Raw genomic sequence first — 22104 nt, 5'->3', positions numbered from 1 at the left:
GCGCTCAGCCAGCCCTCCCGGATTCACCGGAAACCGCAAGCGGCGCCTGCCCTTCGCAGGCGGTGATGGCCTTGCTCGCGGGCAAGTGGGCGCTGCCGATCCTTACCGAACTGGCGCGTGGTCCGGTGCGCAACAACGCCCTGCTTCGGCGCATCGAGGGCGTGTCGCAGAAGGTGCTGACCCAGAACCTGCGCGACCTGGAGCGCAGTGGCCTGATTGCGCGCATCGATCACGGCACGGTGCCGCCGAACGTGGAATATCGCCTCACCGCGCTGGGCCATTCGCTGGATCGCACGCTGGTCGGACTGGACCGCTGGGCGGAACGGCACCAGGCCGCACTGGCCGAAGCGCGGGCGCAGCATGACCTGCGGCGGGTGGAAACGGAATAATCCACGGCCCGATCCCGGGTGACAGGAGCGTCGCCGCCATGCACCGCAAGACCACCGACACCAAGGACGCCGTCGATGCCTATATGGCCGCGCTCGATCATCCCTGCAAGGCGGAAGTGGAGGCGCTGCGCCGGATCATCACCGGCGTGGATCCGCGCATCGCCGAAGGCGTCAAATGGAATGCGCCGAGCTGGCGCCTGGACGAATACTTCGCCACCACCCACCTGCGTGCGAAGCAGGGCATCGGCGTGATCCTGCATCGGGGCGCGAAGACGCGGGCGCCGTCATCGAATCCGGCGATCGACGATCCCGATGGCTTGCTGGAATGGCTGGGACCGGATCGCGCGCGGGTGGCCTTCGCCGACATGGCGGAACTGCGTCACCACCAGGCCGCGTTCGAAGCCGTGCTGCGGCAGTGGATCCGCCTGCTCTAGACGGGCCGTGTCCCCCGCGGGAATCAGGCGCCGTCGTTCCGGCGATCGGCCTCGTTCCGATGCGCCAGTGCCAGCTCGCCGACATGACGCCGTCCGGGATTGTCGCCGGCGATCCATTCGACTGGCGGGAACAGGTCGAACAGGCCGACCTTGAACAGGGTCGGGATGGCGGCGGCCAGTTCGGTTTCCACCCGGCCGCGTTCGCCCGCGTTGTACAGGGTGATGTTGTGCAGCAGCGTGGCCACCGTGCCGGTCTGCACGCGGCTGCCGTCCTTCAGGGTGACCGCGGGCAGGACTTCGCCTTCGGCGACGATCTTGTGGTTGATGGCGGCCAGATCGGCAGGGGAGGATGTGGGCATGCGGCGGGAACTCCGGCGGGGGATTCGATGGCAGAGATGCGGGCGGATCACGCGTGGGCAAGAGGCGTAGACTCCGCACGATGAAACAACATCTGCAATCGTCCTGGCAGCGCGCATGGCGCGGCGTCGGCGCGGTCGGCGATGGCCTGGCGTGGTGCGAGCGGCTGCTGGCCTGCTACCAGGAACCGCATCGCCATTACCACACGCTGCAGCATCTCGGTGAATGCCTGGCGGCCTTCGACCAGGCGCGCGCGCTGGCGCAAAAACCCGACGAGGTCGAGCTGGCCTTGTGGTTCCACGACGCCATCTACGATGTGAAGCGATCCGACAACGAGGCACGCAGCGCGGAGTGGGCACGCGAAGCGCTGCTGGACGCGGAGGTGGAACGCGCGGTCGCCGACCGCGTGCACGCGCTGATCATGGCCACCCGGCACGATGCGGTTCCCGCCGATGCCGACGCGCGGCTGCTGGTGGATATCGATCTGGGCATCCTCGGCGCGGACACCGCGCGTTTCGCCGAATATGAAGCACAGATCCGGCGTGAATACGCCTTCGTGCCCGGCTGGCTGTTCCGGCGCAAGCGACGCGCCATCCTGCGGGGATTCCTGGAGCGGCCGCGGCTGTATTCGACGCCATATTTCCACGACCGGCTGGAAACCCGCGCAAGGGAAAACCTGGCACGCGCGGTGGCTTAGCGGCGGGTACGCGGCGTCATGTAGATGCCGGGCTGCTCGGCATCGGCGCCGGTCTGGAAACGCTTAGCGGAGCACGCTCCGCGCTATTCGCATTTCTTCTTGCCGCCCCACAGCTTGCCCAGGCGAAAGCCTTCGTCATCGCATTCGGCGGGCTTGGCCGGTGCAACCGGTGCGACAGTGGCGGCATGCGTGGCGAGGCGCTGCCTGCGCAGCTGCTCCAGCTTCTCGCGGATTTGCGGCATTACCGCCATCGCCGCGCGCTCGCCTTCCAGGATCGCGTTGTTCTTCTGCTCGAAATCGGCGGGCCCAATCTCGTTGACCCGCGGGCGGATGACGATGTCCGCGCGCGCCAGTTCCTGCTCGCCGAGTTTCTGGCCCATGATCGTGATCGACTGGTTGACGATGCCAAGCATGCTGCCCGGACGCGTGCCGGACGCCTTGGTGGAAATGTCCACCGCGATCACGAAGTCCGCACCCAGCTGGCGCGCGGCGTCCACCGGCACCGGACTGACCACGCCGCCGTCGATGTAGGTCGCCTTGCCGATCACCACGGGTTCGAACACGCCGGGGATGCTGCTGGAGGCGCGTACCGCCTGGCCGACATTGCCGCGCACGAACACGGTGCGCTGCCCGGTTTCCAGCTGCGTCGCGACGGCGGCGAACGGCTTCTTCAATTTCTCGATCGGGCGCTTGCCCAGCAGATCGTTGACGTAGTCCTGCAACGCCTGCCCCTGCACCAGTCCGCCGGAGAACAGCCGCACGTCGCGGATATTCGTTTCATCCAGCGCGAATGCCTGCTTCTGCATCTGGAACGGATCCATGCCGCTGGCGTACAGCGCGCCGACCACGCTGCCGGCGCTGGTGCCGGAAACCACCACCGGCTGGATGCCGTTGGCCTCGAGCATCTTGATCACGCCGATGTGGGCGAAGCCCTTGGCCGCGCCGCCGCCGAGGGCGATGCCGACCTTCACCGGCGGCGGCGGCGGTACCGGCGCGACCGGCGTCACCGCGACGGGAGGCGGCGATGGCTTGGTGTTGCCGCCGCATGCGGCCAGCAGCACCAGCGGCAGCAGCCAGGAAAGGCGGGGGGGGAGCGGATTCATGAATGTGCAGGCGGAGTGGAAATCGACGGCGCAGGATACCGCGCGGCGGTTCAATGGCTTCCAACCGGCGGTTCGAGCCGCCCGAGGCTGTCCCGGCCAGTCGGCTCCGAGGGCGGCGGGAGTGGTTGCGCTCCCGCCGCCGGTGCCTGCTCAGAAGTTGTTGTCGCCGTCCAGGATCCGCCCCAGCCCGCCCAGCACCGAGCCTTCGCCACGCGCCTGTCCGCCGGCCTGCGGCGCGGCCTGCAGCATGCGGCCGGCCAGGCGCGAGAACGGCAGCGACTGCATCCACACCTTGCCCGGGCCGGTCAGGGTGGCCAGGAACACACCTTCGCCGCCGAAGAACATGCTCTTGATGCCGCTGACCGGACGCACGTCCATGTTCACGCTGGCGTGGTAGGCGACCACGCAGCCGGTATCCACGTCGATGCGCTCGCCGGCCTGCAGCTCGCGTTCGACCACGGTGCCGCCGGCATGCACGAACACCCAGCCGTCGCCCTCCAGCTTCTGCATGATGAAGCCCTCGCCGCCGAACAGGCCGGTGAGGATCTTGCGCTGGAAGTGGATGCCCACGCTGACGCCGCGCGCGCCGGCCAGGAAGCTGTCCTTCTGGCAGATCAGGCGACCGCCATGCTCGTCCAGCTTCATCGCCAGCACGGTGCCGGGGTAGGGCGCGGCGAACGCGACCTTGGCCTTGCCGCTGCCGGTGTGGGTGAACACCGTGGTGAACAGGCTCTCGCCGGTCAGCACGCGCTTGCCGGCCGACAGCAGCTTGTCCATGAAACCGCCGCCCTGGCCGCTGTGCGAGCCGTTGCCGAACACGGTGTCCATCTGCACCGTGCCGTCCTTGAACATCAGCGCGCCGGCTTCGGCGATCGCGCTCTCGCCCGGATCCAGTTCGACTTCGACGAACTGCATGTCGTGGCCGACGATGCGGAAATCGATTTCGTCCGCGCCACGGCGCCCGCCGGACCCCGGCAGTGGCGGCGCATGCGGCGGAGCGCTGGCGGCACCGCCCAGTTCCGGCACCTCGCGCACCGCCTTCCATTCGCGCATGCCCTCGCGCCAGGCCAGTGCACCGGGGTTGAGCTGGGCGTGGCGACGGGCGGCTTCGTCGTCCAGCGGACCGACCCGCTGCTGATCATTGGGACTATGGAAATACCACTGGCTCATGAGGGTGTCCGGGGGTGGAAAGAGCCGCGAGTCTAGCCGCGCGGCCCCTGCCGCGACATACCCGGAAGTCCTGCCCGGTACGGTCGGAACGCGACCGCCATCGCGGGTCGGCGGGATTGCCGTTACCTTCGGCATGAACAGGACTTCCGGCCATTGCCCCGCCTGTTGCTGTAATGCAACATTCGCATGCTAGGCGGCGCCCGCCGCTCCCGACCACCCACCGGAAAGCCATCGCCATGTCCCGACTCCGCTCCACCGCCGTGCGGCCGCACCGCCTTGCCTTCGCCATCGCCGCGCTGCTGCCGTTCGGCAGTGCGCTTGCCCAGGAAGCGGCCACCGCTCCCAAGACCGAAGCGTCCACGCTGGACACCGTGCAGGTGACCGCGCAGCGCAAGGTCGAGAACATCCAGGACGTCCCGGTCTCCATCTCCAGCGTCAGCAGCGAGAAGCTGGACGTGCTCGGCTCCGGTGGCAACGACATCCGCTTCCTGTCCGCGCGCGTGCCCAGCCTCAACATCGAATCCTCCTACGGCCGCGCGTTCCCGCGTTTCTACATCCGCGGCCTGGGCAACACCGACTTCGATCTCAACGCCTCGCAGCCGGTCTCGCTGGTGTATGACGAAGTGGTCCAGGAAAGCCCGCTGCTGAAGGGCTTCCCGATCTTCGACCTGGAGCGCATCGAAGTATTGCGCGGTCCGCAGGGCACGCTGTTCGGCCGCAACACCCCGGCCGGCGTGGTCAAGTTCGAATCGGCCAAGCCGACCCGCGAACTGGACGGCTATGCCCAGCTGTCCTACGGCAGCGACAACATGTGGAATTTCGAGGGCGCCATCGGTGGCCCGCTGAGCGAGCGCTGGTCGGCCCGCGTCTCCGCGCTGTATCAGCGCAAGGAAGACTGGGTGAAGAACCAGAACCCGGCCGGCCCGGATCGCGGCGCCGAGGGCTACGACGAATCGGCCGCGCGCGTGCAGTTCCTGTACGAGGGCGACGCGTTCGAAGGCCTGTTCAACCTGCACAAGCGCCACCTCAACGGCACCGCACGCCTGTTCCGCGCGAACATCATCAAGCCGGGCACGAATGACTTCGTGCCGGGTTTCGACAAGGACAAGATGTACACGGATGGCGTGAACTTTTCCGAGCTCGACACCTGGGGCGGCAGCGCGCGCCTGCGCTGGGATCTGGGCGACTACAACCTGTACTCGATCACCGGTTACGAGACCGCCGAATCGCTCAACCGCGGCGACATCGACGGTGGCTACGTCTACACCTTCGACTTCAATCCGGCCGACGGCATCGACGCCGGCCAGCCGCTGATCGGCGCGCGCTTCCCGTCCGAATCGGCCGACGGCCTGCCGCACCACAAGCAGCTCACCCAGGAGTTCCGCCTGGAATCGGACTACGCCGGCAAGTTCAACTGGCAGGCCGGCCTGTTCTGGTTCAAGGAAGACATCCGCATCGACAGCTTCAACTACGATTCGCTGGCCTCGGGCAATCCGCAGAGCGGCCACGCGATCCAGGAGCAGGAAAACAAGGCGTGGGCGGTGTTCGCCTCCGGTGAGTACCAGGTCACCGACAAGCTGAAGCTGCGCGGCGGCGTGCGCTACACCCAGGACAAGAAGGACTTCAGCGCCAGCGTGCTGCAGGCGGTGCCCGGCGGCTCGCCGGTCGGTGGTCCGTTCCGCGAGCACACCGACGTGGATGATGTCAGCTGGGATGGCAGCGCGGTGTACGCGTTCAACGACAACGTGAATTTCTACGCCCGCGTCGCCAAGGGCTTCCGCGCACCGTCGATCCAGGGCCGCGTGGCCTTCGGTACCGTGACCAAGGCCGACTCGGAGGAAGTGATTTCCTACGAGGCCGGCGTCAAGGCGGACCTGTGGGACAAGCGCGCGCGCGTGGGCTTCAACGTGTTCCGTTACAACGTCGACGGCCAGCAGCTGATCGCGGTTGGCGGCGGCACCAACCAGGCCAACCTGCTCAATGCCGACAAGACCATCGGCCAGGGCTTCGAGCTGGATCTGGAAGCCTACGTGCTGGACAACCTGCTGGTGACCTTCGGCAGCAGCTACAACGACACCGAGATCAAGGACGCCGACCTGGGCGTCGCGCCCTGCGGCGGCGGCTGCACGGTCACCGATCCGATCGTCAATGGCTTTGCCCGCATCAACGGCAATCCGCTGCCGCAGGCGCCGAAGTGGGTACACAACCTGACCGCGCGCTACAGCGTGCCGATGGGCGACGGCGCCGAGCTGTACTTCTACACCGACTGGGCCTATCGCAGCGAAGTGAATTTCTTCCTGTACGAGTCGGTGGAGTTCACCGGCAAGTCCTCGCTGGAAGGCGGCCTGCGTATCGGCTACGGCTGGAACTACGGTGACTACGAAGTGGCGCTGTTCGGCCGCAACATCACCGACCAGACCCGCATCGTCGGCGCGATCGACTTCAACAACCTGACCGGCTTCATCAACGAACCGCGCACCGTCGGCGCCGAGTTCACGATGAAGTTCTGAGGCATCGCCCGCTCCGCCGTCCCACCGGCGGAGCGGGATGCCATCGCTTTTTGTAGGAGCGACGTGAGTCGCGACGCCTCCCGGCGTATCGGCTTCGGAAACCGCCATCGCGACTCACGTCGCTCCTACAAGGATGATTCCAGTGTTGCGCTGCGTCCGATACCACAGCCCCTTACCTGTGGGAGCGACGTCAGTCGCGATGCTTTTCCGCGCAATGGCTCTGGAACGGCCATCGCGACTGACGTCGCTCCCACAAGCAGGCATTGCTGCGGTCTAGCGTTTCGCGGGCGTGTCGGTGAACAGGGCTTCGCGGGTCACATCCAGCAGCTGCTCGTCCGGGTCGTTGCTCTGCTCCCAGTACATCACGCCGCCCAGGCCCTTCTCGCGCACGTAGGCCACCTTGGCCTTCAGCGCCTGCGGATCCTCGTAGCTGATCATCTTGCGCAGCGTCGGATTCCACAGCCATGCCGCCTGCGCCTGCTCGTCCCAATGGCGGACGTAGCCTTCCTTGTTAAGCCGTGAACGGGCGATCTCCCGCCAGGAAATGAAACCGCCGCCGCTGGCGAACGGCTGGTCCAGGCCGTTGTTGCCGTCGGTCACCTCGTCGAAGGTGCGGCCGTAGAACGCCAGGCCGACGTGCAGCTTGCGCGGCGGCGTGCCGCCGGCAAGGAATTCCTCCACGGCCTGCACCGTGTTGCGGCTGCCGGGCTCGGCCGTGCGCGACGGACGCAGGCCGGCGTGGTGGCCGGTGGTGCGCTTGAGACTGCCGTAGAAGTCATAGGTCATCAGGTTGATCCAGTCCAGGATCGCCGAGATGCGCGGGATGTCCAGGCCACGCGCCGCGTCACCGTCGGCCGCGGCGATGGTCAGCAGGTAATACCGATCCCCCTGGGTCTTGCCGAGCGCGTCGAGTTTCGTGCGCACAGCCTCCAGCATCAGCGGGAAGTTGGCCTTGTCGTCGGCGCTGTAGCTGATGCCCGGGCCGGGATGGCCGGGGTATTCCCAGTCGATATCCACGCCGTCGAGATCATGCCGGCGCACCAGCTCCACCGCGGTGTCGGCGAAGCGCGCGCGTGCGGCTTCGGTGGCGGCCGCTTCGGAGAAATTCCCCGCGCCCCAGCCGCCGACCGACAGCACGATCTTCAGATCAGGATTGTCCTTGCGCAGCGCGGTCAGGCCCGCCAGCGAGCGCGCCGCGGTCTCGCGGGGCAGGAACACCTCGTGCTGCGGATTGACGTGGGCGAAGGCGAAGTTGATGACGTCCAGCTTGCGCGCGCTGATCGGCGGCAGCCTGTCGCCATCGGAGACGTAGCCAATCACGCGGTAACCGGAATCGCCGTCCGCCTGCGCGGCCCGTGCTTCGATGGCGCCCGCCGAGAAAGCGAACGCCAGTACCAACCATCCTGACCGAATCAATCTGCTCATGTAGTCGCGACTCCAAGCGGGGCCGTCAATATACGATTACTTTCACATTGATAAAGCAATGCGAATCGCGATGGCGAGGAATGTCCGGGATGGCGTCGTTACTTCGCGATGGGCGGTCATGCGATGACTGTCACGCGCCTTCGGATGTCCGCTCGAATGGCGGCAGGACATGGGGACTGGACAGTGGGTGGGATGTGGGTGGTGTTCCGTCATTCCGCAAGAAGCGGTCGCGACTGACGTCGCTCCTACAGAAAGCGGTGCCATCAGTCCGTCCCTGTAGGAGCGACGTCAGTCGCGACGCTCCCATCTCGTTCGACGAATAAAAAACTCGCGACTCACGTCGCTCCCACAAGGAACAATGCCGAGAATCCACATCCTGTGGGAGCGACGTCAGTCGCGATTCCCGACCCGCTCGAACAAAGCCGGATCGCAGAGGAATCACTCCAACAGGCAAACGGCCTACTGCCCCGGCGGCTCTCGCGGCGGAAAGCGCAGCACCACACCGCGCGTGCCGTCGTCCTGCGGGCGCACCCACAGCACCGGCACCTCGCGCGGCGCCGGTGGTTCCAGTTCGTCGTCGATCGGCGCGATCGACTCTTCCTCGTCTTCCCAGCTGTAGCGCTTGCGCGGCAGCGGCGGATCCAGCCGGCGGAACAGGAGCGCGGCGATGAAACCGCCGACGGCGCCGCCCATGTGGGCCTGCCAGGACACGCCGGGTTCCTGCGGCAGGATGCTCAGCACCATGCCACCGTAGAACAGGAAAGCGATCATGCCGGCCGCGATCGCGGCGCGATCCCGGCGCAGCAGGCCAAGCATGAAGATCATGAACATCAGGCCATGGGTCAGGCCGCTGGCGCCGAGGTGATGCGAACCCGGATCGCCCAGCAGCCACGGCCCCAGTCCCGCGCCCAGCCACACCAGCGGCACGGCGCAGGCGGTCGCGCGCGGGTACACCGCGCCGGCGAGGGTGCCGAGCATCAGCAGGGCGGTGGCGTTGGCGGCGATGTGCTCGACCGAACCGTGCAGCAGCGGCGCGGTCAGGATGCCGAGCAGACCCTGCGCCTGCAGCGGCGCGATGGCGAACGGTGCCCAGTTGAAACTCGACTGCGCCGAGAACACCACCGCCAGCAGCAGCACGAAGGCCAGACTGAGATTCAGCGCCCACAGCAGGCGCCGGCGGTCATGCCGGCGCTGGGTGTCCGGATCGAAGGCCGGATGATCGGGATGATGCAGGTCCATGGAAATCTGGATGGCGCCCGGCCCCCGCGTTTGCAAGGGCCGGCGGCCGGGGACAGACCATCCCGTGGGCGGGATGGCCGTCCCCGCGGCCGGTCAGGCATGCGTGCCCGGCTTGGCCGGACGCGCCAGGCTGAGGGCGATGGTCACGCCCAGGATCGCGGCGACGCCGGCCAGCGACCACAGCACCGGGATCTTGAACACGTCGATCAGCAGCATCTTGGTGCCGATGAAGGCCAGCACCACCGCCAGGCCGTAGGGCAGCAGGTGGAAGCGATCGGCCATGCCGGCCAGCAGGAAGAACATCGCGCGCAGGCCCAGCACCGCGAACACGTTGGAGGTCAACACGATGAACGGGTCTGCGGTGATCGCGAAGATCGCCGGGATGCTGTCCACCGCGAAGATCACGTCGGTGACGCCGATCAACACCAGCACCACGAACAACGGCGTGTACCAGCGCTTGCCGTCGCGGACGACGCTCAGCGCCTCGCCGTGGTAATCGGGCGAGAGCGGCAGGTGCCCGCGCATCCAGCGCAGCACCGGGTTGCGCTCCAGATCCGGCTCCTTGCCGGCGGCGAACCACATCTTCACGCCGGTCAGCAGCAGGAACGCGCCGAACACGTACAGCAGCCAGTGGAAATGGGCCAACAGCGCGGCGCCGGCGAAGATCAGGATGCTGCGCAGGACGATCGCGCCGAGGATGCCGATCACCAGCACGCGCTGGCGCTGCTCCTCCGGCACCGCGAAGTAGCTCATCAACATCAGGAACACGAAGATGTTGTCGACCGCCAGCGACTTCTCCACCAGGTAACCGGTGAGGAACTCCAGGCCGACCTTGTTGGCCATCGCCACGCCGGCGGTTTCATTGAGGTACCACCACAGGCCGGCGTTGAACAGCAGTGCCAGGCCGATCCAGCCCAGGCTCCAGTACAGCGCCTCCTTGAACGTCACCCGGTGCGCGCCGCCGTGGCGCATCAGCACCAGATCGACCAGCAGCGCGATCACCACCACGCCGGCGAAGCCGGCCCACAACCATGGATTGCCTATCGTTTGCATCGAAAGTCCCGTCGGAAAGAGTCAAGTCCAGGCCGCAGGGCGACAGGCATGCACGGGATCGGGGGGACTCCGGGGCAGATCTTCGCCGTTGCGGCGAAGGTCTCGCTCACAGCCAGGTCTCTGGCTGCCGTGGGACCGGAGCGTGAACGCTCGAAATGACGGCCGGCACGTTGGGAGCTACTCCCCTTCTGGCGGCGATTTTCAGGGCAAGGGGCCGGGCCGGTCAACGGGAAAGGTAAAATGGCGTTCATGAACAGCCCGCTCCCCGTCGTACGCCTCAAGAACGCCTGGCGCTCCAGCCACCCGTGGATTTTCCAGAAGCTGGTGGAAAAACCCGCCCAGAAGCCCAAGCCGGGCAGCATCGTCGACGTGGTCGGGGTGGACGGCGAGTGGATTGGCCGGGGCTTCTACAACGGCCATTCGCGCATCGCCGTGCGCATCCTGGAGACCCATCCGGAGGTTCCGGTCGACGCCGGCTGGTTCTCGCGCAAGATCGCCGAGGCGGTGTCGCTGCGGCGTGACGTGCTCAAGCTGGACGCGACCACCGACGCCTGGCGGGTGGTCCACGCCGAGGGCGACGGCCTGTCGGGCCTGGTGGTGGATCGCTACGGCGACCTGCTGGTGGTCGAGTTCTTCAGCGCCGGCATGTTCCGCCACCGCGAGTGGATCTACGAGGCCCTGCAGGAACAGTTCCCCGGCGCGCGCTTCTACAGCTTCGCCGAGGAGCACATCCAGAAACAGGAGAGCTTCGACTTCCGCGGCAGCGATCCGGTGCCGCCGGCGGTCATCAGCGAGTACGGGGTGAAGTTCCGCGCCGATCCGGCCGGCGCGCACAAGACCGGCTTCTTCGCCGACCAGCGCGAGAACCGCGAATGGCTGTCGCACCAGTGCGGCGGCAAGCGGGTGCTGGACCTGTGCTGCAACACCGGCGGTTTCGCCGTCTACGCGGCCGCGCGCGGCGCCAGCGAAGTGGTTGGCGTGGACATCGACCAGGACGTGATCGAGATCGCCAAGGGCAACGCGCGCTTGAACGACGTGCGGCCGAAGTTCGTGCAGGCCGACATCTTCCCGTACCTGCGCGACGCGGCGAACCGGGGCGACCAGTACGACGTGGTGATCCTGGACCCGGCCAAGATGACCCGCGACCGCGAACAGGTCATCGCGGCGCTGAAGAAGTACCTGGACATGAACAAGCTGGCGCTGGGCGTGGTCAAGCCGGGCGGCCTGTTCGCGACCTTCTCCTGCACCGGCCTGGTCAGCGAGGAGCAGTTCCTCGACATGCTGCGCCGCGCGGCCTACTTCTCCGGCCGCACCATCCAGATCCTCAAGGTGTCCGGCGCCGGCGCCGACCATCCCTTCATGGCGCACGTGCAGGAATCGCGCTACCTGAAGGCGGTGTTCTGCCGGGTGGTGGACTGAGCGGTCGGCGGGGCACCTTGCAAAAGCAAATCCCCCTCAATCCCCCTTTTGCAAAGGGGGAAGAAGAAGCGGGTTCCGGATGATAGGACTTTCTCATAGCCCCCTTTGAAAAAGGGGGCGGGCGCCGAAGGCGACGGGGGATTTGCTCTTCGCGCCAAAAAGCAAATCCCCCTCGGTCCCCCTTCTCCGAAGGGGGAGGCAGAAGCAAGAAAGCTCCCTGATCCCTCAGCCTTCCGGCGACAGCTCGATGCAGTCGAACTTCACATCCGGATCCACGTCGGCGTCATAGTCCACGTCATCGCGCTCGAAACCGAACAGCTTCAGGAATTCGTGCTTGTAGTTGGCGTAGTCGGTCAGCGCGAACAGGTTCTCGCTGGTGATCTGCGGCCACAGCGCCTTGGCCTTGGCCTGCACTTCCGGGCGCAGCTCCCAGTCGTCCAGGCGCAGGCGGTTCTCGTCGTCGGTCTGCGCGGGCTGGCCATCCGCGCGATACATGCGATCGCGGAACAGGCGATCGAGCTGCTCGATGGTGCCTTCGTGCAGGCCCAGCTCCTTCATCACCTTGAACACAATGCTGATGTACAGCGGCATCACCGGAATCGCGGAGCTGGCCTGGGTCACCACCGACTTCAGCACGGCGACATTGGCGCTGCCGCCAGTCGCTTCCAGGCGCTTGTCCAGGCGGTGCGCGGTCTGGTCCAGATCGACCTTGGCCCGGCCCAGCGCGCCATGCCAGTAGATCGGCCAAGTGATGTCGGTGCCGATGTAGCTGAAGGCGACCGTGCGCGCGCCGTCGGCCAGCACGCCGGCCTTGGCCAGCGCATCGATCCACAGTTCCCAGTCCTGGCCACCCATCACGGTGATGGTGTCCTCGATTTCCTGCTCGGTGGCCGGCTCGATGGTCGCCTGGATGATGGCGTCCTTGTTGGTGTCGATGGCGGTGGAGGTATAGGCCGCACCGATTGGCTTGAGCGCCGAGCGCTTCAGTTCGCCGGTCGAGGGCAGCTTGCGCACCGGCGAGGCCAGCGAGTAGATCACCAGATCGACCTGGCCGCCCATTTCGTTCTTGATCAGTTCGATGACCTGAGCGCGGGCTTCATCCGAGAACGCGTCGCCATTGATGGAACGGCTGTAGAGCCCGGCTTCCTTGGCGAACTTGTCGAACGCGGCGGCGTTGTACCAACCGGCGGTGCCGGCCTTCTTCTCGCTGCCCGGTTTTTCGAAGAACACGCCCAGGGTATCGGCGCCGAAGCCGAACGCGGCCGAGATGCGCGCCGCCAACCCGTAACCGCTGGACGCACCAATCACCAGCACCTTCTTCGGACCGTCCGCGCGCACGCCCTGTGCGCGCGTGGCGGCGATCTGGTCGCGCACGTTGAGCTCGCAGCCGAGCGGATGGGTGGTGGTGCAGATGAAGCCGCGGACTTTGGGATGGATGATCAACGTCGGATACCAGGCGGTGTTTGTCTGCGCGGCATCTTACCCGCCCGCGCCCCGGGGAATGAAGCGCGCCGGCACCGGGAATATTCCGTTCGCTTGCGTACTGTCGCCATCCGGCATGAAAAAAGCGGGCAGAAGCCCGCTTCTTCCCGGCGCGTTGCCAGCCACAAGGCTTACGCGTCGCTGCCTTTGGCCAGCAGGCTGCTGCGCCGGCTGTACAGCAGGTAGACCACCACACCGATGGCATTCCAGGCCAGGAACCACAACTGGGTGGTGCGCGGCAGGCTCCAGAACAGATAGAGGCAGCCGCCGATCGCCAGCGGGCCGACCAGCCAGGCGGCCGGCGTGCGGAACACGCGCGGGCGATCGGGATCGCGCTTGCGCAGCACCAGCAGGCACACCGCCACCGCGATGAACGCCGCCAGCGTGCCGGCATTGGCCAGCGCGGCGATCTCGTCCAGGCGTGCCACGCCGGCCAGCGCCGCTACCAGGATCGCGGTGAACACCGTGATCGCCACCGGCGTGCCGGTGCGCGCGTTGACCTTGGACAGCCCGCGCGGCAGCAGGCCGTCGCGCGACATCACGAAGAAGATGCGGCTCTGGCCGTAAAGGAAGGCGAGCAGCACGGTCGGCAGCGCCACCACCGCCGCGCCGGCGATCACCTTGGCGGCGGTGCCCTGGCCGAGTTCGCGCAGGATCAGCGCCAGCGGCTCCGGGCTCTGGCCGAACACGGTATAGCTCATCGCGCCGACGGCGGCGGCCGCGACCACGATGTAGATCAGGGTGCAGCCGATCATCGAACCGACGATGCCGATCGAAAGATCGCGGCCGGGATTCTTGGTTTCTTCCGCGGCGGTGGAGATCGCATCGAAGCCGTAGAAAGCGAAGAAGATGATCGCCGCCGCGGCCATCACCCCGCGTTCGACGCCATCCGCACCCATCGACTTGACGAAGCCGTAGGGCATGAAGGGTTCCAGGTGGGACGCATCGAACTGGGGCAGCGCGATGGCGACGAACACCGCCAGCGCGATCACTTTCACCACCACCAGGATGGCGTTGAGGGTGGCGCTCTCGCGGGTGCCGGCAATCAGCAGGCCAGCCACCACGAAGGTGATCAGCACCGCCGGCAGGTTGACCAGGCCGCCGGCGTGCGGACCGACGGTCAGCAGGGTCGGCAAATCAACGCCCATGCCTTTCAGGAAGCCGACCGCGTAGCCCGACCAGCCCACCGCAACCGTGCTGACCACCAGCGAGTACTCGAGAATCAGGCTCCAGCCGACCACCCAGGCGATGGATTCGCCCAGTACGGTATAGCTGTAGGTGTAGGCGCTGCCGGCGGCCGGCATGAGCGTCGCCATCTCGGCATAGGCCAGCGCCGCGCAGGCGCAGACCACGCCGGCGACCACGAACGACAGCAGCACGGCGGGTCCGGCCAGGTTCGCGCCCACCCCGATCAGGGTGTAGATGCCGGTACCGACGATCGCGCCGATGCCCAGCGCCACCAGATGGGGCCAGCTCAGCGTGGGCACCAGCCGGCGGCCCTCCTCGTGCACGGTGACGCGATCGATGGACTTGCGCCGGAGCCAGCTCTGCATGGGATGTCCTTGAATACGGAGGGGACCCGGCAGGCCGGGCGGACCTCGGCGCCAATGCGCATCGAGGCGCGAGCAGGCTAAAGGCCGGCCGCCTCGGTGGCAATCGGCAGCGCACCACCGGTGTCCGGGTTTACGGTTGCCGAGGAGCGCTGGATGTCTTGCGCGAGAAGCAAGCGCTTCTCTCCCCCTTCGGAGAAGGGGGACCAAGGGGGATTTGCTTTTCGCTTCTGCCCCGGACGCCGAACCCCTATCGCCCGCGATGCTTCTTCAGGTACTCCGCCAGCGCCACGGCCTGGTTGTGCTCGGGGTCGCGCGCGCCGTAGACCAGGGTCACCCGGCCGTGCTTCAAGGCCTCGCGCAGCGGGACCAGCGCTTCGGGCTGGGCGTCCAGTTCGGCGAAGTAACGCTCCCGGAACCCATCCCAGCGCGAAGGCTCATGCCCGTACCAGATACGCAGTTCCGCGCTGGGCGCCACCGCCTTCATCCACTCCGCATCGAGCTTTTCCTTCGACACCCCGCGCGGCCAAAGACGGTCGACCAGGATCCGCCTGCCGTCCGTCCGCGCGGCGGGTTCATAGGCACGCTTGATCCGCAGGTCCATGGAATGTCCTCAACCGGTGCCCAGCCGCACGCCGAAGCCGACCAGAAAAACACCCGCCAGCGATTGCAGCCAGCGCCGCAGGCGTGGCTGCTGGCGCACCCGCTGGCTCATCGCATGTCCGGTCAGGATCAGCAGCGAGCAGTACAGCAGCGTGATCACCGCGATCAACGCCGCCATCGTGGCGAAGGTCGCCAGGCCCTGGTGGTGGGCCGGATCGATGAACAGCGGGAAGAACGCCATGTAGAAGATGATGGCCTTCGGATTCAGCAGGGTGACCAGGATGCCCTGGCGGAAATAGCGCCCGGCTTCCATCCGCACCGGACCGCCTGCGCCTTCGCCGCGCTGCCACAGCAACTGGATGCCGATCCAGATCAAATAGGCCGCACCCGCGTACTTCACCAGCCCGAACAGCACCGGATTGGCCTTCAGCAGCGCCGCCACGCCGATCACGGCCAGCCACATCAGGATCTGATCGCCCAGCGCCAGCCCGGCCAGCGTCGCGTAACCGGCGCGCAGGCCGCCTTTGCCGGTGGCCGTCAGCAGCGAAAACGTGCCCGGACCGGGTATGGCGAGGAAGACGATCACGGCCGCCACGAAGGTGCCGAGATCCTGGATGCCCATCCACTGCATGGCGGACTCGTTTCGATGAGGGGAAATCGCGATTCTGCGCCCGAAAATCCGGCCTGTCATGCACGTGCGCCGACGGGTTGCGGAGACTTTGGTATCAAGGCCTGAGACGCGCCCGGCTACACTGTCCGCCATGGATACCCAGACCCTGCTCTTGTTGCTCCTCATCCTCGCCGCGGTGGCCATCGCGCTGCTGGTCGTGCTGCTCCTGCGCCGGCCCGAGGACCGTCTGGGCGGCGTGCTGGAGCGCGCGCTGCGCGACGAGCAGCGTGACGGCCGCGGCGAGCTGCGCGAGCAGCTGGAAGGATTGTCGCGCCAGCAGGAAATCCGCATCGAGGGATTCGGTCGCAGCCTGGCCGACCTGAGCACCCGCACCGACCAGCGACTGGACATCCTGCGCGAGGCACTGAACGAGGATGCCCGCAAAGGCCGGCTGGAAGCGGCCGAATCGCAGCAGCGTTTCGCCGACACCCTGGGCCAGCGGCTGGCCGAACTGACCCAGCGCAACGAACTGCGCATCGGCGAGATGCGCACCACTCTGGAAGCGCGACTGAAGGAACTGCAGGCCGACAACACCGCCAAGCTGGAGCAGATGCGGCAGACGGTGGATGAAAAACTGCAGACCACCCTGGAAGCGCGGCTGGGCGCCTCGTTCAAGCTGGTATCCGAGCGACTGGAACAGGTGCAGCGCGGGCTGGGCGAAATGCAGCAGTTGGCCACCGGCGTGGGCGATCTCAAGCGCGTGCTGAACAACGTCAAGGATCGCGGCGGCTGGGGTGAAGTGCAGCTGGAGAACCTGCTCGAACAGGTGCTCACCGGCGAGCAGTTCGCGCGCGGCGTACGGGTTCGCCCCGACAGCAGCGAAGCGGTCGACTTCGCCATCCGTCTGCCCGGGCGCGGCGAGGATCAGGCCCCGGTGTGGCTGCCGATCGACGCCAAGTTCCCGCGCGAGGATTTCGAGCGCCTGCTGGACGCGCAGGAGCGCGGCGACACCGAGGCGATGCGCGGCGCGGGCGCGCAGCTCGAACGCGCGATCAAGGTGCAGGCCAAGTCAATCAACGAAAAATACGTGGTGCCGCCGCACACCACCGATTTCGCGGTGATGTTCCTGGCCACCGAGGGTCTCTATGCGGAAGCGATCCGCCGGCCCGGCCTGGTCGATACGTTGCAGCGCGAACACCGCATCGTGATCGCCGGCCCGACCACGCTCGCGGCGCTGCTCAACAGCCTGCAGATGGGTTTCCGCACCCTGGCCATCGAACAGCGCTCCAGCGAGGTCCGCCACCTGCTGGGTGCGGTGAAGACCGAGTTCGGCAAGTTCGCGACGGTACTGGAGAAGGCCCACAGCCAGCTCGACACCGTGCAGAACAGCATCAAGGCCGCCGGCGTGCGCACCCGCGCCATCGAGCGCCAGTTGCGCAACGTGGAAGCCCTGCCCGGCGAGGACAGCCAGAAGCTGCTCGGCGCCGACGAGGCGGAATAGCGTCAACCTTGAACCCACCCCTGTGGGAGCGACGTGAGTCGCGATTCTTCCACCGTTCGGAAGCTGAAAGCTCGCGACTCACGTCGCTCCCACAGGAAGCCATCCGGAACCGGGCAAAAAACAAAACCGGCGCAGAGCGCCGGTTTTGATGAGGGATTGGACCGCGACTCACGTGCTCACACGGGGGAGAGGCCTCAGCCGCCCGGAGTGATCTCCGGCATCGGCATCGCGTTGGCCGGAACGGTCGGATCCGGATCCTCGTCGTTGAGGTAGTCCGGCAGCGACTGGTCCTGATCCTGCGAGCGGGTGCCCTCGATCTGATAGGCGCGGCGCTGCATCCACGAATCGCGGACCAGGGTGTAGTCGTCGACCGCACCTTCGCGCAGGCTGTCCAGCGACAGCAGCTGGGCGCGGGTATCCACCAGGTTCAGGCCCTGCAGGAAGATGCGGGTCTTGTCGTCCTCGATGTAGCGCACCGGACTGAGCGGAATGTCGCCAGCCAGGCCGAACACGTCGCGCACGGTGCGCGGGCCGAAGAAAGGCAGTTCCACGTAGCGCGATTTCTTCCAGCCCCAGACGCCCAGGGTCTGGCCGAAATCCTCGCTGCGGCGGGGCAGTTTCGCGTCGGAGGCGGGATCAAAAATGCCGCCGATGCCCAGCGTGGAGTTCAGCAGGAATCGGCCCAGCGCCTGGCCCGCGTGCTTGGGGCGGCCCTGCAGCAGGTGGTTGATGGCGGCCAGCGGCTGGGTCAGGTTGTCGAAGAAGTTGCTCACGCCCAGGCGCATCGGACGCGGCACCACGTTGGAATAGGCGCGGGCCAGCGGACGCGCGACCGCGCGATCCACCGCGTTGTTGAAGCGGTGCACCTTGCGGTTGAACTTCTCCCACGGGTCGTACACCGCCGGCGAGGACACCGCGGCGGGCAGGGTGGGATCGGCCACCGCACCGCCGTAGATGGCGGCGAAGTCGTCTTCGGCACTGGTGGCCGGCGCATCGGCATCGGTGGTCGCGGTGGTGGCCGGCACTTCCACCGGCGGAACCGTGGCGCCGGGATCCGGTGCGATTTCAGTCGAGGACGAAGGCGCGGCTTCGGCGGCGGCCGCCGGTGCGCCGCCGTCGATCACGGTGGCGTCGGCGGCGGGATCCGGAGCGGAAGCCGTCTTCGGCGCCGACGCGCAGGCCGTGGCCAGCGCGGCGAACAGGAGCACGGTGCAGAGTCGGAAGGTGTTCATCCCGTTTCCTTGGAATCTCGGGGGGAGAGGGTCAGGCCGGGAACTCCAGTCCCGGCGTCAGGCGGTACGCGGCGCACAGATCGGTGAAGCCGGCCGGCTGGCCTTCGATGGCCACCGTGCCGCCGGACGCGCGTACCTGCGCGGCCAGTTCGGCCAACAATGCCAAGCCCGCGCTGTCCACGGTAGTGACATTGGTCAGGACGATGCGTTGCGCGCCGGTGGCCTTGGCCAGCTGGGGCCACAGCGCGACCGCCGCGGCGCGATCCAGCGCACCGCGGAACACCAGCGCGTCGCCCTCGCGGGCGACGCCGGCGTCACTTCTTGCCGCTGGCGCTGGCATTGGTCTGCAACTTGCCGGCACGCAGGTCGGCGGCGACCTGGCTGATCGATTTCTGCCGCAGCGGGGTATCGAACTGGGTCTTGAACGTCTGCACGAACGAGACGCCCTCCACCATCACGTCGAACACCTTCCACTTGCCGCCCGCCTGGCGCAGCAGGTAGTCCACCGGAATCGGCTCGCCGTCCGGGCGCAGCATTTCGCTGGCGACCTTCACGCCGCGGCCGCCGGGCAGGGCGGACTCGGACTTCACCCGCACCTTCAGCTGGGTGTTGAAGTCGAGCAGCGCCGAACCGTAACGGGTCATCAGGCTGTCGCCGAGCGCGTCGGCGAAAACCTTGATATCGGCGTCGCTGGCGCCGCGTCCATGGATGCCCAGCACCAGCCGGGCCGCGTAGTCGCGATCGAACAGGTTGTTGAACTCGCCGGACACGTACTGGCGCAGGGTGGCCGGGTTGGCCTTGAACTCGGCACGGCGCTTTTCCAGCGTGCCGATGATGCGCGAGCTGTTGGTCAGCACCACCTGGCTGGCCGAACTCGGCGCGGTCTGGGCGGCGGCGGTCTGCGCGCTGGCGAGCACCGGCGTGCCTGCAAGCAGCGCGGTGGCGAGGGCGAACGGCAGGAGGGAACGTTTCATGATCGTTTTCATGGCTGGGGTTGTTCTTCCGTCGGTTGTGCGGGCGGAGCGGCTTCTTCGCCGGGGGGGCTGCTGCCGGCGCTGCCGCCGCCGCTGAACATGTATTTGCCGGCCAGCTGCAACAGATCCACGGCCGGTTGGGTGAAGGCGATTTCCTCGCCGGGCTTCAGTACTTCCGGATCGCCGCCGGGCGACAGGCCGACGTAGTTCTCGCCCAGCAGGCCGCTGGTGAAGATGCCGGCGGAGGTATCGGCGGGCAGATCCTTGAACTTGGTATCCAGGGACAGGGTGACGATGGACTCGAACTTGACCGGATCCAGCTGAATGTCGGCCACCTGGCCGACCACCACGCCGCCGATCTTGACCGGCGCCTGTTTGCGCAGCTGGCCCAGGTTGGTGAAGCGCGCCTTCAGCTCGTAGCTGCCGCCACCGATGCCGAAGCGCTTGTTGGTGGAGGCGATCGCCAGCACCAGCAGCGAGGCCAGGGCCAGCAGCAGGAAGGCGCCGACGGCGAATTCGAGACGGGGTCCACGGACGGCCATGGCATCAACTCCGGAAAAGCAGGGCGGAAAGGACGAAATTGAACATCAGCACCAGCAGCGAGGCGTTCACCACCGCGCGGGTGGTCGCCACCGAGGTGCCTTCGATGGTCGGTTCGGCGTGGTAGCCCACGTAGGCCGCGACCAGCGCGCTGGTGCCGCCGAACACCGCCGACTTCAGCAGCGCCACGCCGAAGTCGTCCCAGAAATCCACGCTGTTCTGCAGCGCGGACCAGAACGTGCCGTTGTCCAGGCCCAGCACGTGCACGGCTTCGAAATAGCTGGCGCTGATCGCCAGGCTGCAGAAGAAGCCGGTCAGCAGCGGCACCGTCAGCACCGCCGCCCAGAAGCGCGGCGCGACCGCCTTGGCGACCGGATCGATGGCCATCAGCTCCAGCGCCTTGATCTGATCGGTGGCGCGCATCAGGCCCAGCTCGGCGGCGATCGAACTGCCGGCGCGGCCGATGAACAGCAGCGCGGTCAGCACCGGACCCAGTTCGCGGTACAGCGAAAGGCCCAGCAGCGTCGACAGCGCGTCGGAGGCGCCGAACGTGGTCAGGGTGCGATAGCCCTGCAGGGTCAGCACCAGCCCCACGAACGCGCCGCCGACCGCGATGATCGGCAACGAGCGCCCGCCGATCTTGTAGATCTCGCGGGTCAGCTCGGCGAGGAAATCACGGGTCGGCGCCGAGGCGCGGAACACCGACAGCGAGAACAGCCCCGCGCGGCCAAGCGAACGGGTGGCGGCGACGAACGGCATCAGTGCGTTCCTCCCTTAGCCAGCACTTCCTTCCCCCGCGTGCGGGGGAAGGTGCCCGAAGGGCGGATGGGGGCAAATGCAGGAACCTGGACGAATACGTCTTCATCCCTGCCCCCACCCCAACCCTCCCCCGCGTCGCGGAGGAGGGGGCTGTTCATGAGCGCGGCAAACGGACCGTGCACGAAGCCGGCTTCGGTTCCCGATTCCCGATTCCCGGTTCCCGGCTTCAAGCGGCTTCCCCCACGCGCTTGACCGCATCGAACGCGATCGGACCATCCGGTTCGCCGCGCAGGAACTGGCGCACCAACGGGTCGCCGGTGTTCTCCAGCTCGGCCGGCGTACCGGTGAACACCAGGCCACCGTTGGCGATCACCAGCGCCTGATCGGCGATCGGCAGGGTTTCGTGGACGTGGTGGGTGACGATGATGCTGGTCAGCCCCAGGGTGTCGTTGAGGCGCTGGATCAGGCTCATGATCACGCCGCTGGCGATGGGATCCAGTCCGGTCAGCGGTTCGTCGTAGATCATCAGCGGCGGATCCAGCGCCAAGGCGCGGGCCAGCGCGACGCGGCGGGCCATGCCGCCGGACAGCTCGCGCGGATACAGATCCGCGGCGGCGCGCAGGCCGACCGCGTTCAACTTGAACTCGACCAGTCGCCGGATCAGCGGCGCGGCCAGCCGGGTGTGGGTGCGCAGCGGCAGCGCCACGTTCTCGGCCACGGTCAGATCGGTGAGCAGGCCATTGCCCTGCAACAGAACGCCGATACCCTTGCGCATCTCCAGCAGCGCGTGGCTGCGGCGCGGCACGGCCTGCCCGAACACTTCGACCTGGCCCGCGGCCGGCGGCAGTTCGCCGGTCAGCGCAGCCAGCAGGGTGGACTTGCCGCTGCCGCTGGGACCGAGCACGGCGGTGATGCTGCCGCGCGGCACCGTCAGCGCGATGTCGCGCAGGATGGCGCGTCCGCCGCGATCGAGGCGGACATCGGACAGGCGCACGGCGGGTGTGTCGGCGGATGTCATGTCGGGGGCGGGCGCTTAACGGAAAAGCAACGAGGAAGC

22 protein-coding genes are annotated in these 22104 nt (G+C 67.1%); 6 read left to right on the top strand and 16 right to left on the bottom strand.

The features are described from left to right. Positions 1-65: 65 nt before the first annotated feature. Positions 66-389 (top strand): helix-turn-helix domain-containing protein, encoded by a 324-nt coding sequence (locus FG323_RS11980; protein ID WP_141454912.1) that lies wholly within the window; start codon positions 66-68, stop codon positions 387-389. A 38-nt stretch (positions 390-427) separates the two neighbouring features. After that, a complete protein-coding gene (locus FG323_RS11975; protein WP_141454911.1) occupies positions 428-823 on the top strand; it encodes a DUF1801 domain-containing protein in 396 nt (131 codons plus the stop codon). A gap of 23 nt (positions 824-846) precedes the next feature. Here FG323_RS11975 and FG323_RS11970 read toward each other — a convergent pair whose 3' ends face one another. Continuing rightward, the gene (locus tag FG323_RS11970; RefSeq protein ID WP_141454910.1) at positions 847-1182 is read right to left on the bottom strand and encodes a hypothetical protein; all 336 of its coding nucleotides are present in this window, start codon (positions 1180-1182) and stop codon (positions 847-849) included. A gap of 80 nt (positions 1183-1262) precedes the next feature. On the opposite strand from FG323_RS11970, the gene FG323_RS11965 reads away from it, so the two are divergent. Beyond that, complete coding sequence (locus FG323_RS11965) at positions 1263-1877, top strand: N-methyl-D-aspartate receptor NMDAR2C subunit (protein ID WP_141454909.1); 615 nt, start codon at positions 1263-1265, stop codon at positions 1875-1877. Positions 1878-1960: 83 nt separating this feature from the next. Here FG323_RS11965 and FG323_RS11960 read toward each other — a convergent pair whose 3' ends face one another. Together FG323_RS11960 and FG323_RS11955 are read right to left on the bottom strand one after the other, a co-directional pair. Beyond that, complete coding sequence (locus tag FG323_RS11960; protein ID WP_141454908.1) at positions 1961-2980, bottom strand: patatin-like phospholipase family protein; 1020 nt, start codon at positions 2978-2980, stop codon at positions 1961-1963. A 150-nt stretch (positions 2981-3130) separates the two neighbouring features. Then, positions 3131-4150 (bottom strand): TIGR00266 family protein, encoded by a 1020-nt coding sequence (locus FG323_RS11955; RefSeq protein WP_141454907.1) that lies wholly within the window; start codon positions 4148-4150, stop codon positions 3131-3133. A gap of 236 nt (positions 4151-4386) precedes the next feature. On the opposite strand from FG323_RS11955, the gene FG323_RS11950 reads away from it, so the two are divergent. After that, positions 4387-6660, top strand: coding sequence for a TonB-dependent receptor (locus FG323_RS11950; protein ID WP_141454906.1), 2274 nt, complete (start codon positions 4387-4389; stop codon positions 6658-6660). Positions 6661-6933: 273 nt separating this feature from the next. Here FG323_RS11950 and FG323_RS11945 read toward each other — a convergent pair whose 3' ends face one another. From FG323_RS11945 to FG323_RS11935, 3 genes are all read right to left on the bottom strand, one after another. Continuing rightward, the gene (locus tag FG323_RS11945; RefSeq protein ID WP_141454905.1) at positions 6934-8085 is read right to left on the bottom strand and encodes a glycoside hydrolase family 18 protein; all 1152 of its coding nucleotides are present in this window, start codon (positions 8083-8085) and stop codon (positions 6934-6936) included. A gap of 459 nt (positions 8086-8544) precedes the next feature. After that, positions 8545-9324 (bottom strand): rhomboid family intramembrane serine protease, encoded by a 780-nt coding sequence (locus FG323_RS11940; protein ID WP_141454904.1) that lies wholly within the window; start codon positions 9322-9324, stop codon positions 8545-8547. 93 nt (positions 9325-9417) lie between these two features. Further along, the gene (locus FG323_RS11935) at positions 9418-10377 is read right to left on the bottom strand and encodes a TerC family protein (protein WP_141454903.1); all 960 of its coding nucleotides are present in this window, start codon (positions 10375-10377) and stop codon (positions 9418-9420) included. A gap of 249 nt (positions 10378-10626) precedes the next feature. Here FG323_RS11935 and FG323_RS11925 point away from each other — a divergent pair, with 249 nt between their 5' ends. Beyond that, entirely contained in the window at positions 10627-11796 is a 1170-nt protein-coding gene (locus FG323_RS11925) for a class I SAM-dependent rRNA methyltransferase (RefSeq protein WP_141454902.1), read from the top strand. Between the two features lie 225 nt (positions 11797-12021). On the opposite strand, the gene fabV is transcribed toward FG323_RS11925, so the two are convergent. The 4 genes from fabV to leuE all read right to left on the bottom strand — a co-directional run bounded on the left by fabV (position 12022) and on the right by leuE (position 16062). Beyond that, positions 12022-13239 (bottom strand): enoyl-ACP reductase FabV, encoded by a 1218-nt coding sequence (gene fabV / locus FG323_RS11920; protein ID WP_141454901.1) that lies wholly within the window; start codon positions 13237-13239, stop codon positions 12022-12024. A gap of 170 nt (positions 13240-13409) precedes the next feature. Further along, positions 13410-14831 (bottom strand): amino acid permease, encoded by a 1422-nt coding sequence (locus FG323_RS11915; protein WP_141454900.1) that lies wholly within the window; start codon positions 14829-14831, stop codon positions 13410-13412. A gap of 247 nt (positions 14832-15078) precedes the next feature. After that, on the bottom strand, positions 15079-15432 hold the full coding sequence (locus tag FG323_RS11910) for a DUF488 domain-containing protein (protein ID WP_141454899.1): 354 nt from the start codon (positions 15430-15432) through the stop codon (positions 15079-15081). A 9-nt stretch (positions 15433-15441) separates the two neighbouring features. Beyond that, positions 15442-16062, bottom strand: a complete 621-nt coding sequence (gene leuE, locus FG323_RS11905) for a leucine efflux protein LeuE (protein ID WP_141454898.1) — start codon at positions 16060-16062, stop codon at positions 15442-15444. A gap of 130 nt (positions 16063-16192) precedes the next feature. Here leuE and rmuC point away from each other — a divergent pair, with 130 nt between their 5' ends. After that, complete coding sequence (gene rmuC / locus FG323_RS11900; RefSeq protein ID WP_141454897.1) at positions 16193-17542, top strand: DNA recombination protein RmuC; 1350 nt, start codon at positions 16193-16195, stop codon at positions 17540-17542. A 194-nt stretch (positions 17543-17736) separates the two neighbouring features. Here rmuC and FG323_RS11895 read toward each other — a convergent pair whose 3' ends face one another. From FG323_RS11895 to FG323_RS11870, 6 genes are all read right to left on the bottom strand, one after another. Then, entirely contained in the window at positions 17737-18774 is a 1038-nt protein-coding gene (locus FG323_RS11895) for a VacJ family lipoprotein (protein ID WP_141454896.1), read from the bottom strand. A gap of 31 nt (positions 18775-18805) precedes the next feature. Next, positions 18806-19114 (bottom strand): STAS domain-containing protein, encoded by a 309-nt coding sequence (locus FG323_RS11890; protein WP_141454895.1) that lies wholly within the window; start codon positions 19112-19114, stop codon positions 18806-18808. After that, entirely contained in the window at positions 19089-19748 is a 660-nt protein-coding gene (locus FG323_RS11885) for an ABC transporter substrate-binding protein (RefSeq protein ID WP_141454894.1), read from the bottom strand. Before FG323_RS11885 ends, FG323_RS11890 begins: the two co-directional genes overlap by 26 nt. Before the next feature lie 8 nt (positions 19749-19756). Beyond that, a complete protein-coding gene (gene mlaD, locus FG323_RS11880) occupies positions 19757-20290 on the bottom strand; it encodes an outer membrane lipid asymmetry maintenance protein MlaD (protein WP_141454893.1) in 534 nt (177 codons plus the stop codon). Positions 20291-20294: 4 nt separating this feature from the next. Then, complete coding sequence (locus FG323_RS11875) at positions 20295-21047, bottom strand: MlaE family lipid ABC transporter permease subunit (protein ID WP_141454892.1); 753 nt, start codon at positions 21045-21047, stop codon at positions 20295-20297. Positions 21048-21273: 226 nt separating this feature from the next. Then, positions 21274-22065: an ATP-binding cassette domain-containing protein gene (locus FG323_RS11870; RefSeq protein WP_141454891.1), complete on the bottom strand. Its 792-nt coding sequence runs from the start codon at positions 22063-22065 to the stop codon at positions 21274-21276. Positions 22066-22104 lie beyond the last annotated feature (39 nt).

It is taken from the genome of Pseudoxanthomonas sp. z9, assembly GCF_006542425.1.
Lineage (GTDB): Bacteria > Pseudomonadota > Gammaproteobacteria > Xanthomonadales > Xanthomonadaceae > Pseudoxanthomonas_A.
Note: the sequence above shows the minus strand (reverse complement) of the source record. Positions and strands in the feature narration are given on the sequence as shown.

Excerpts from the sequence above, each read along its gene's own strand:
- FG323_RS11980 (WP_141454912.1), top strand. The coding sequence starts at position 66 with ATGGCCTTGCTCGCGGGCAAGTGGGCGCTGCCGATCCTTACCGAACTG.
- FG323_RS11975 (WP_141454911.1), top strand. The coding sequence starts at position 428 with ATGCACCGCAAGACCACCGACACCAAGGACGCCGTCGATGCCTATATG.
- FG323_RS11970 (WP_141454910.1), bottom strand. The coding sequence starts at position 1,182 with ATGCCCACATCCTCCCCTGCCGATCTGGCCGCCATCAACCACAAGATC.
- FG323_RS11965 (WP_141454909.1), top strand. The coding sequence starts at position 1,263 with ATGAAACAACATCTGCAATCGTCCTGGCAGCGCGCATGGCGCGGCGTC.
- FG323_RS11960 (WP_141454908.1), bottom strand. The coding sequence starts at position 2,980 with ATGAATCCGCTCCCCCCCCGCCTTTCCTGGCTGCTGCCGCTGGTGCTG.
- FG323_RS11955 (WP_141454907.1), bottom strand. The coding sequence starts at position 4,150 with ATGAGCCAGTGGTATTTCCATAGTCCCAATGATCAGCAGCGGGTCGGT.
- FG323_RS11950 (WP_141454906.1), top strand. The coding sequence starts at position 4,387 with ATGTCCCGACTCCGCTCCACCGCCGTGCGGCCGCACCGCCTTGCCTTC.
- FG323_RS11945 (WP_141454905.1), bottom strand. The coding sequence starts at position 8,085 with ATGAGCAGATTGATTCGGTCAGGATGGTTGGTACTGGCGTTCGCTTTC.
- FG323_RS11940 (WP_141454904.1), bottom strand. The coding sequence starts at position 9,324 with ATGGACCTGCATCATCCCGATCATCCGGCCTTCGATCCGGACACCCAG.
- FG323_RS11935 (WP_141454903.1), bottom strand. The coding sequence starts at position 10,377 with ATGCAAACGATAGGCAATCCATGGTTGTGGGCCGGCTTCGCCGGCGTG.
- FG323_RS11925 (WP_141454902.1), top strand. The coding sequence starts at position 10,627 with ATGAACAGCCCGCTCCCCGTCGTACGCCTCAAGAACGCCTGGCGCTCC.
- FG323_RS11915 (WP_141454900.1), bottom strand. The coding sequence starts at position 14,831 with ATGCAGAGCTGGCTCCGGCGCAAGTCCATCGATCGCGTCACCGTGCAC.
- FG323_RS11910 (WP_141454899.1), bottom strand. The coding sequence starts at position 15,432 with ATGGACCTGCGGATCAAGCGTGCCTATGAACCCGCCGCGCGGACGGAC.
- leuE (WP_141454898.1), bottom strand. The coding sequence starts at position 16,062 with ATGCAGTGGATGGGCATCCAGGATCTCGGCACCTTCGTGGCGGCCGTG.
- rmuC (WP_141454897.1), top strand. The coding sequence starts at position 16,193 with ATGGATACCCAGACCCTGCTCTTGTTGCTCCTCATCCTCGCCGCGGTG.
- FG323_RS11895 (WP_141454896.1), bottom strand. The coding sequence starts at position 18,774 with ATGAACACCTTCCGACTCTGCACCGTGCTCCTGTTCGCCGCGCTGGCC.
- FG323_RS11890 (WP_141454895.1), bottom strand. The coding sequence starts at position 19,114 with ATGCCAGCGCCAGCGGCAAGAAGTGACGCCGGCGTCGCCCGCGAGGGC.
- FG323_RS11885 (WP_141454894.1), bottom strand. The coding sequence starts at position 19,748 with ATGAAACGTTCCCTCCTGCCGTTCGCCCTCGCCACCGCGCTGCTTGCA.
- mlaD (WP_141454893.1), bottom strand. The coding sequence starts at position 20,290 with ATGGCCGTCCGTGGACCCCGTCTCGAATTCGCCGTCGGCGCCTTCCTG.
- FG323_RS11875 (WP_141454892.1), bottom strand. The coding sequence starts at position 21,047 with ATGCCGTTCGTCGCCGCCACCCGTTCGCTTGGCCGCGCGGGGCTGTTC.
- FG323_RS11870 (WP_141454891.1), bottom strand. The coding sequence starts at position 22,065 with ATGACATCCGCCGACACACCCGCCGTGCGCCTGTCCGATGTCCGCCTC.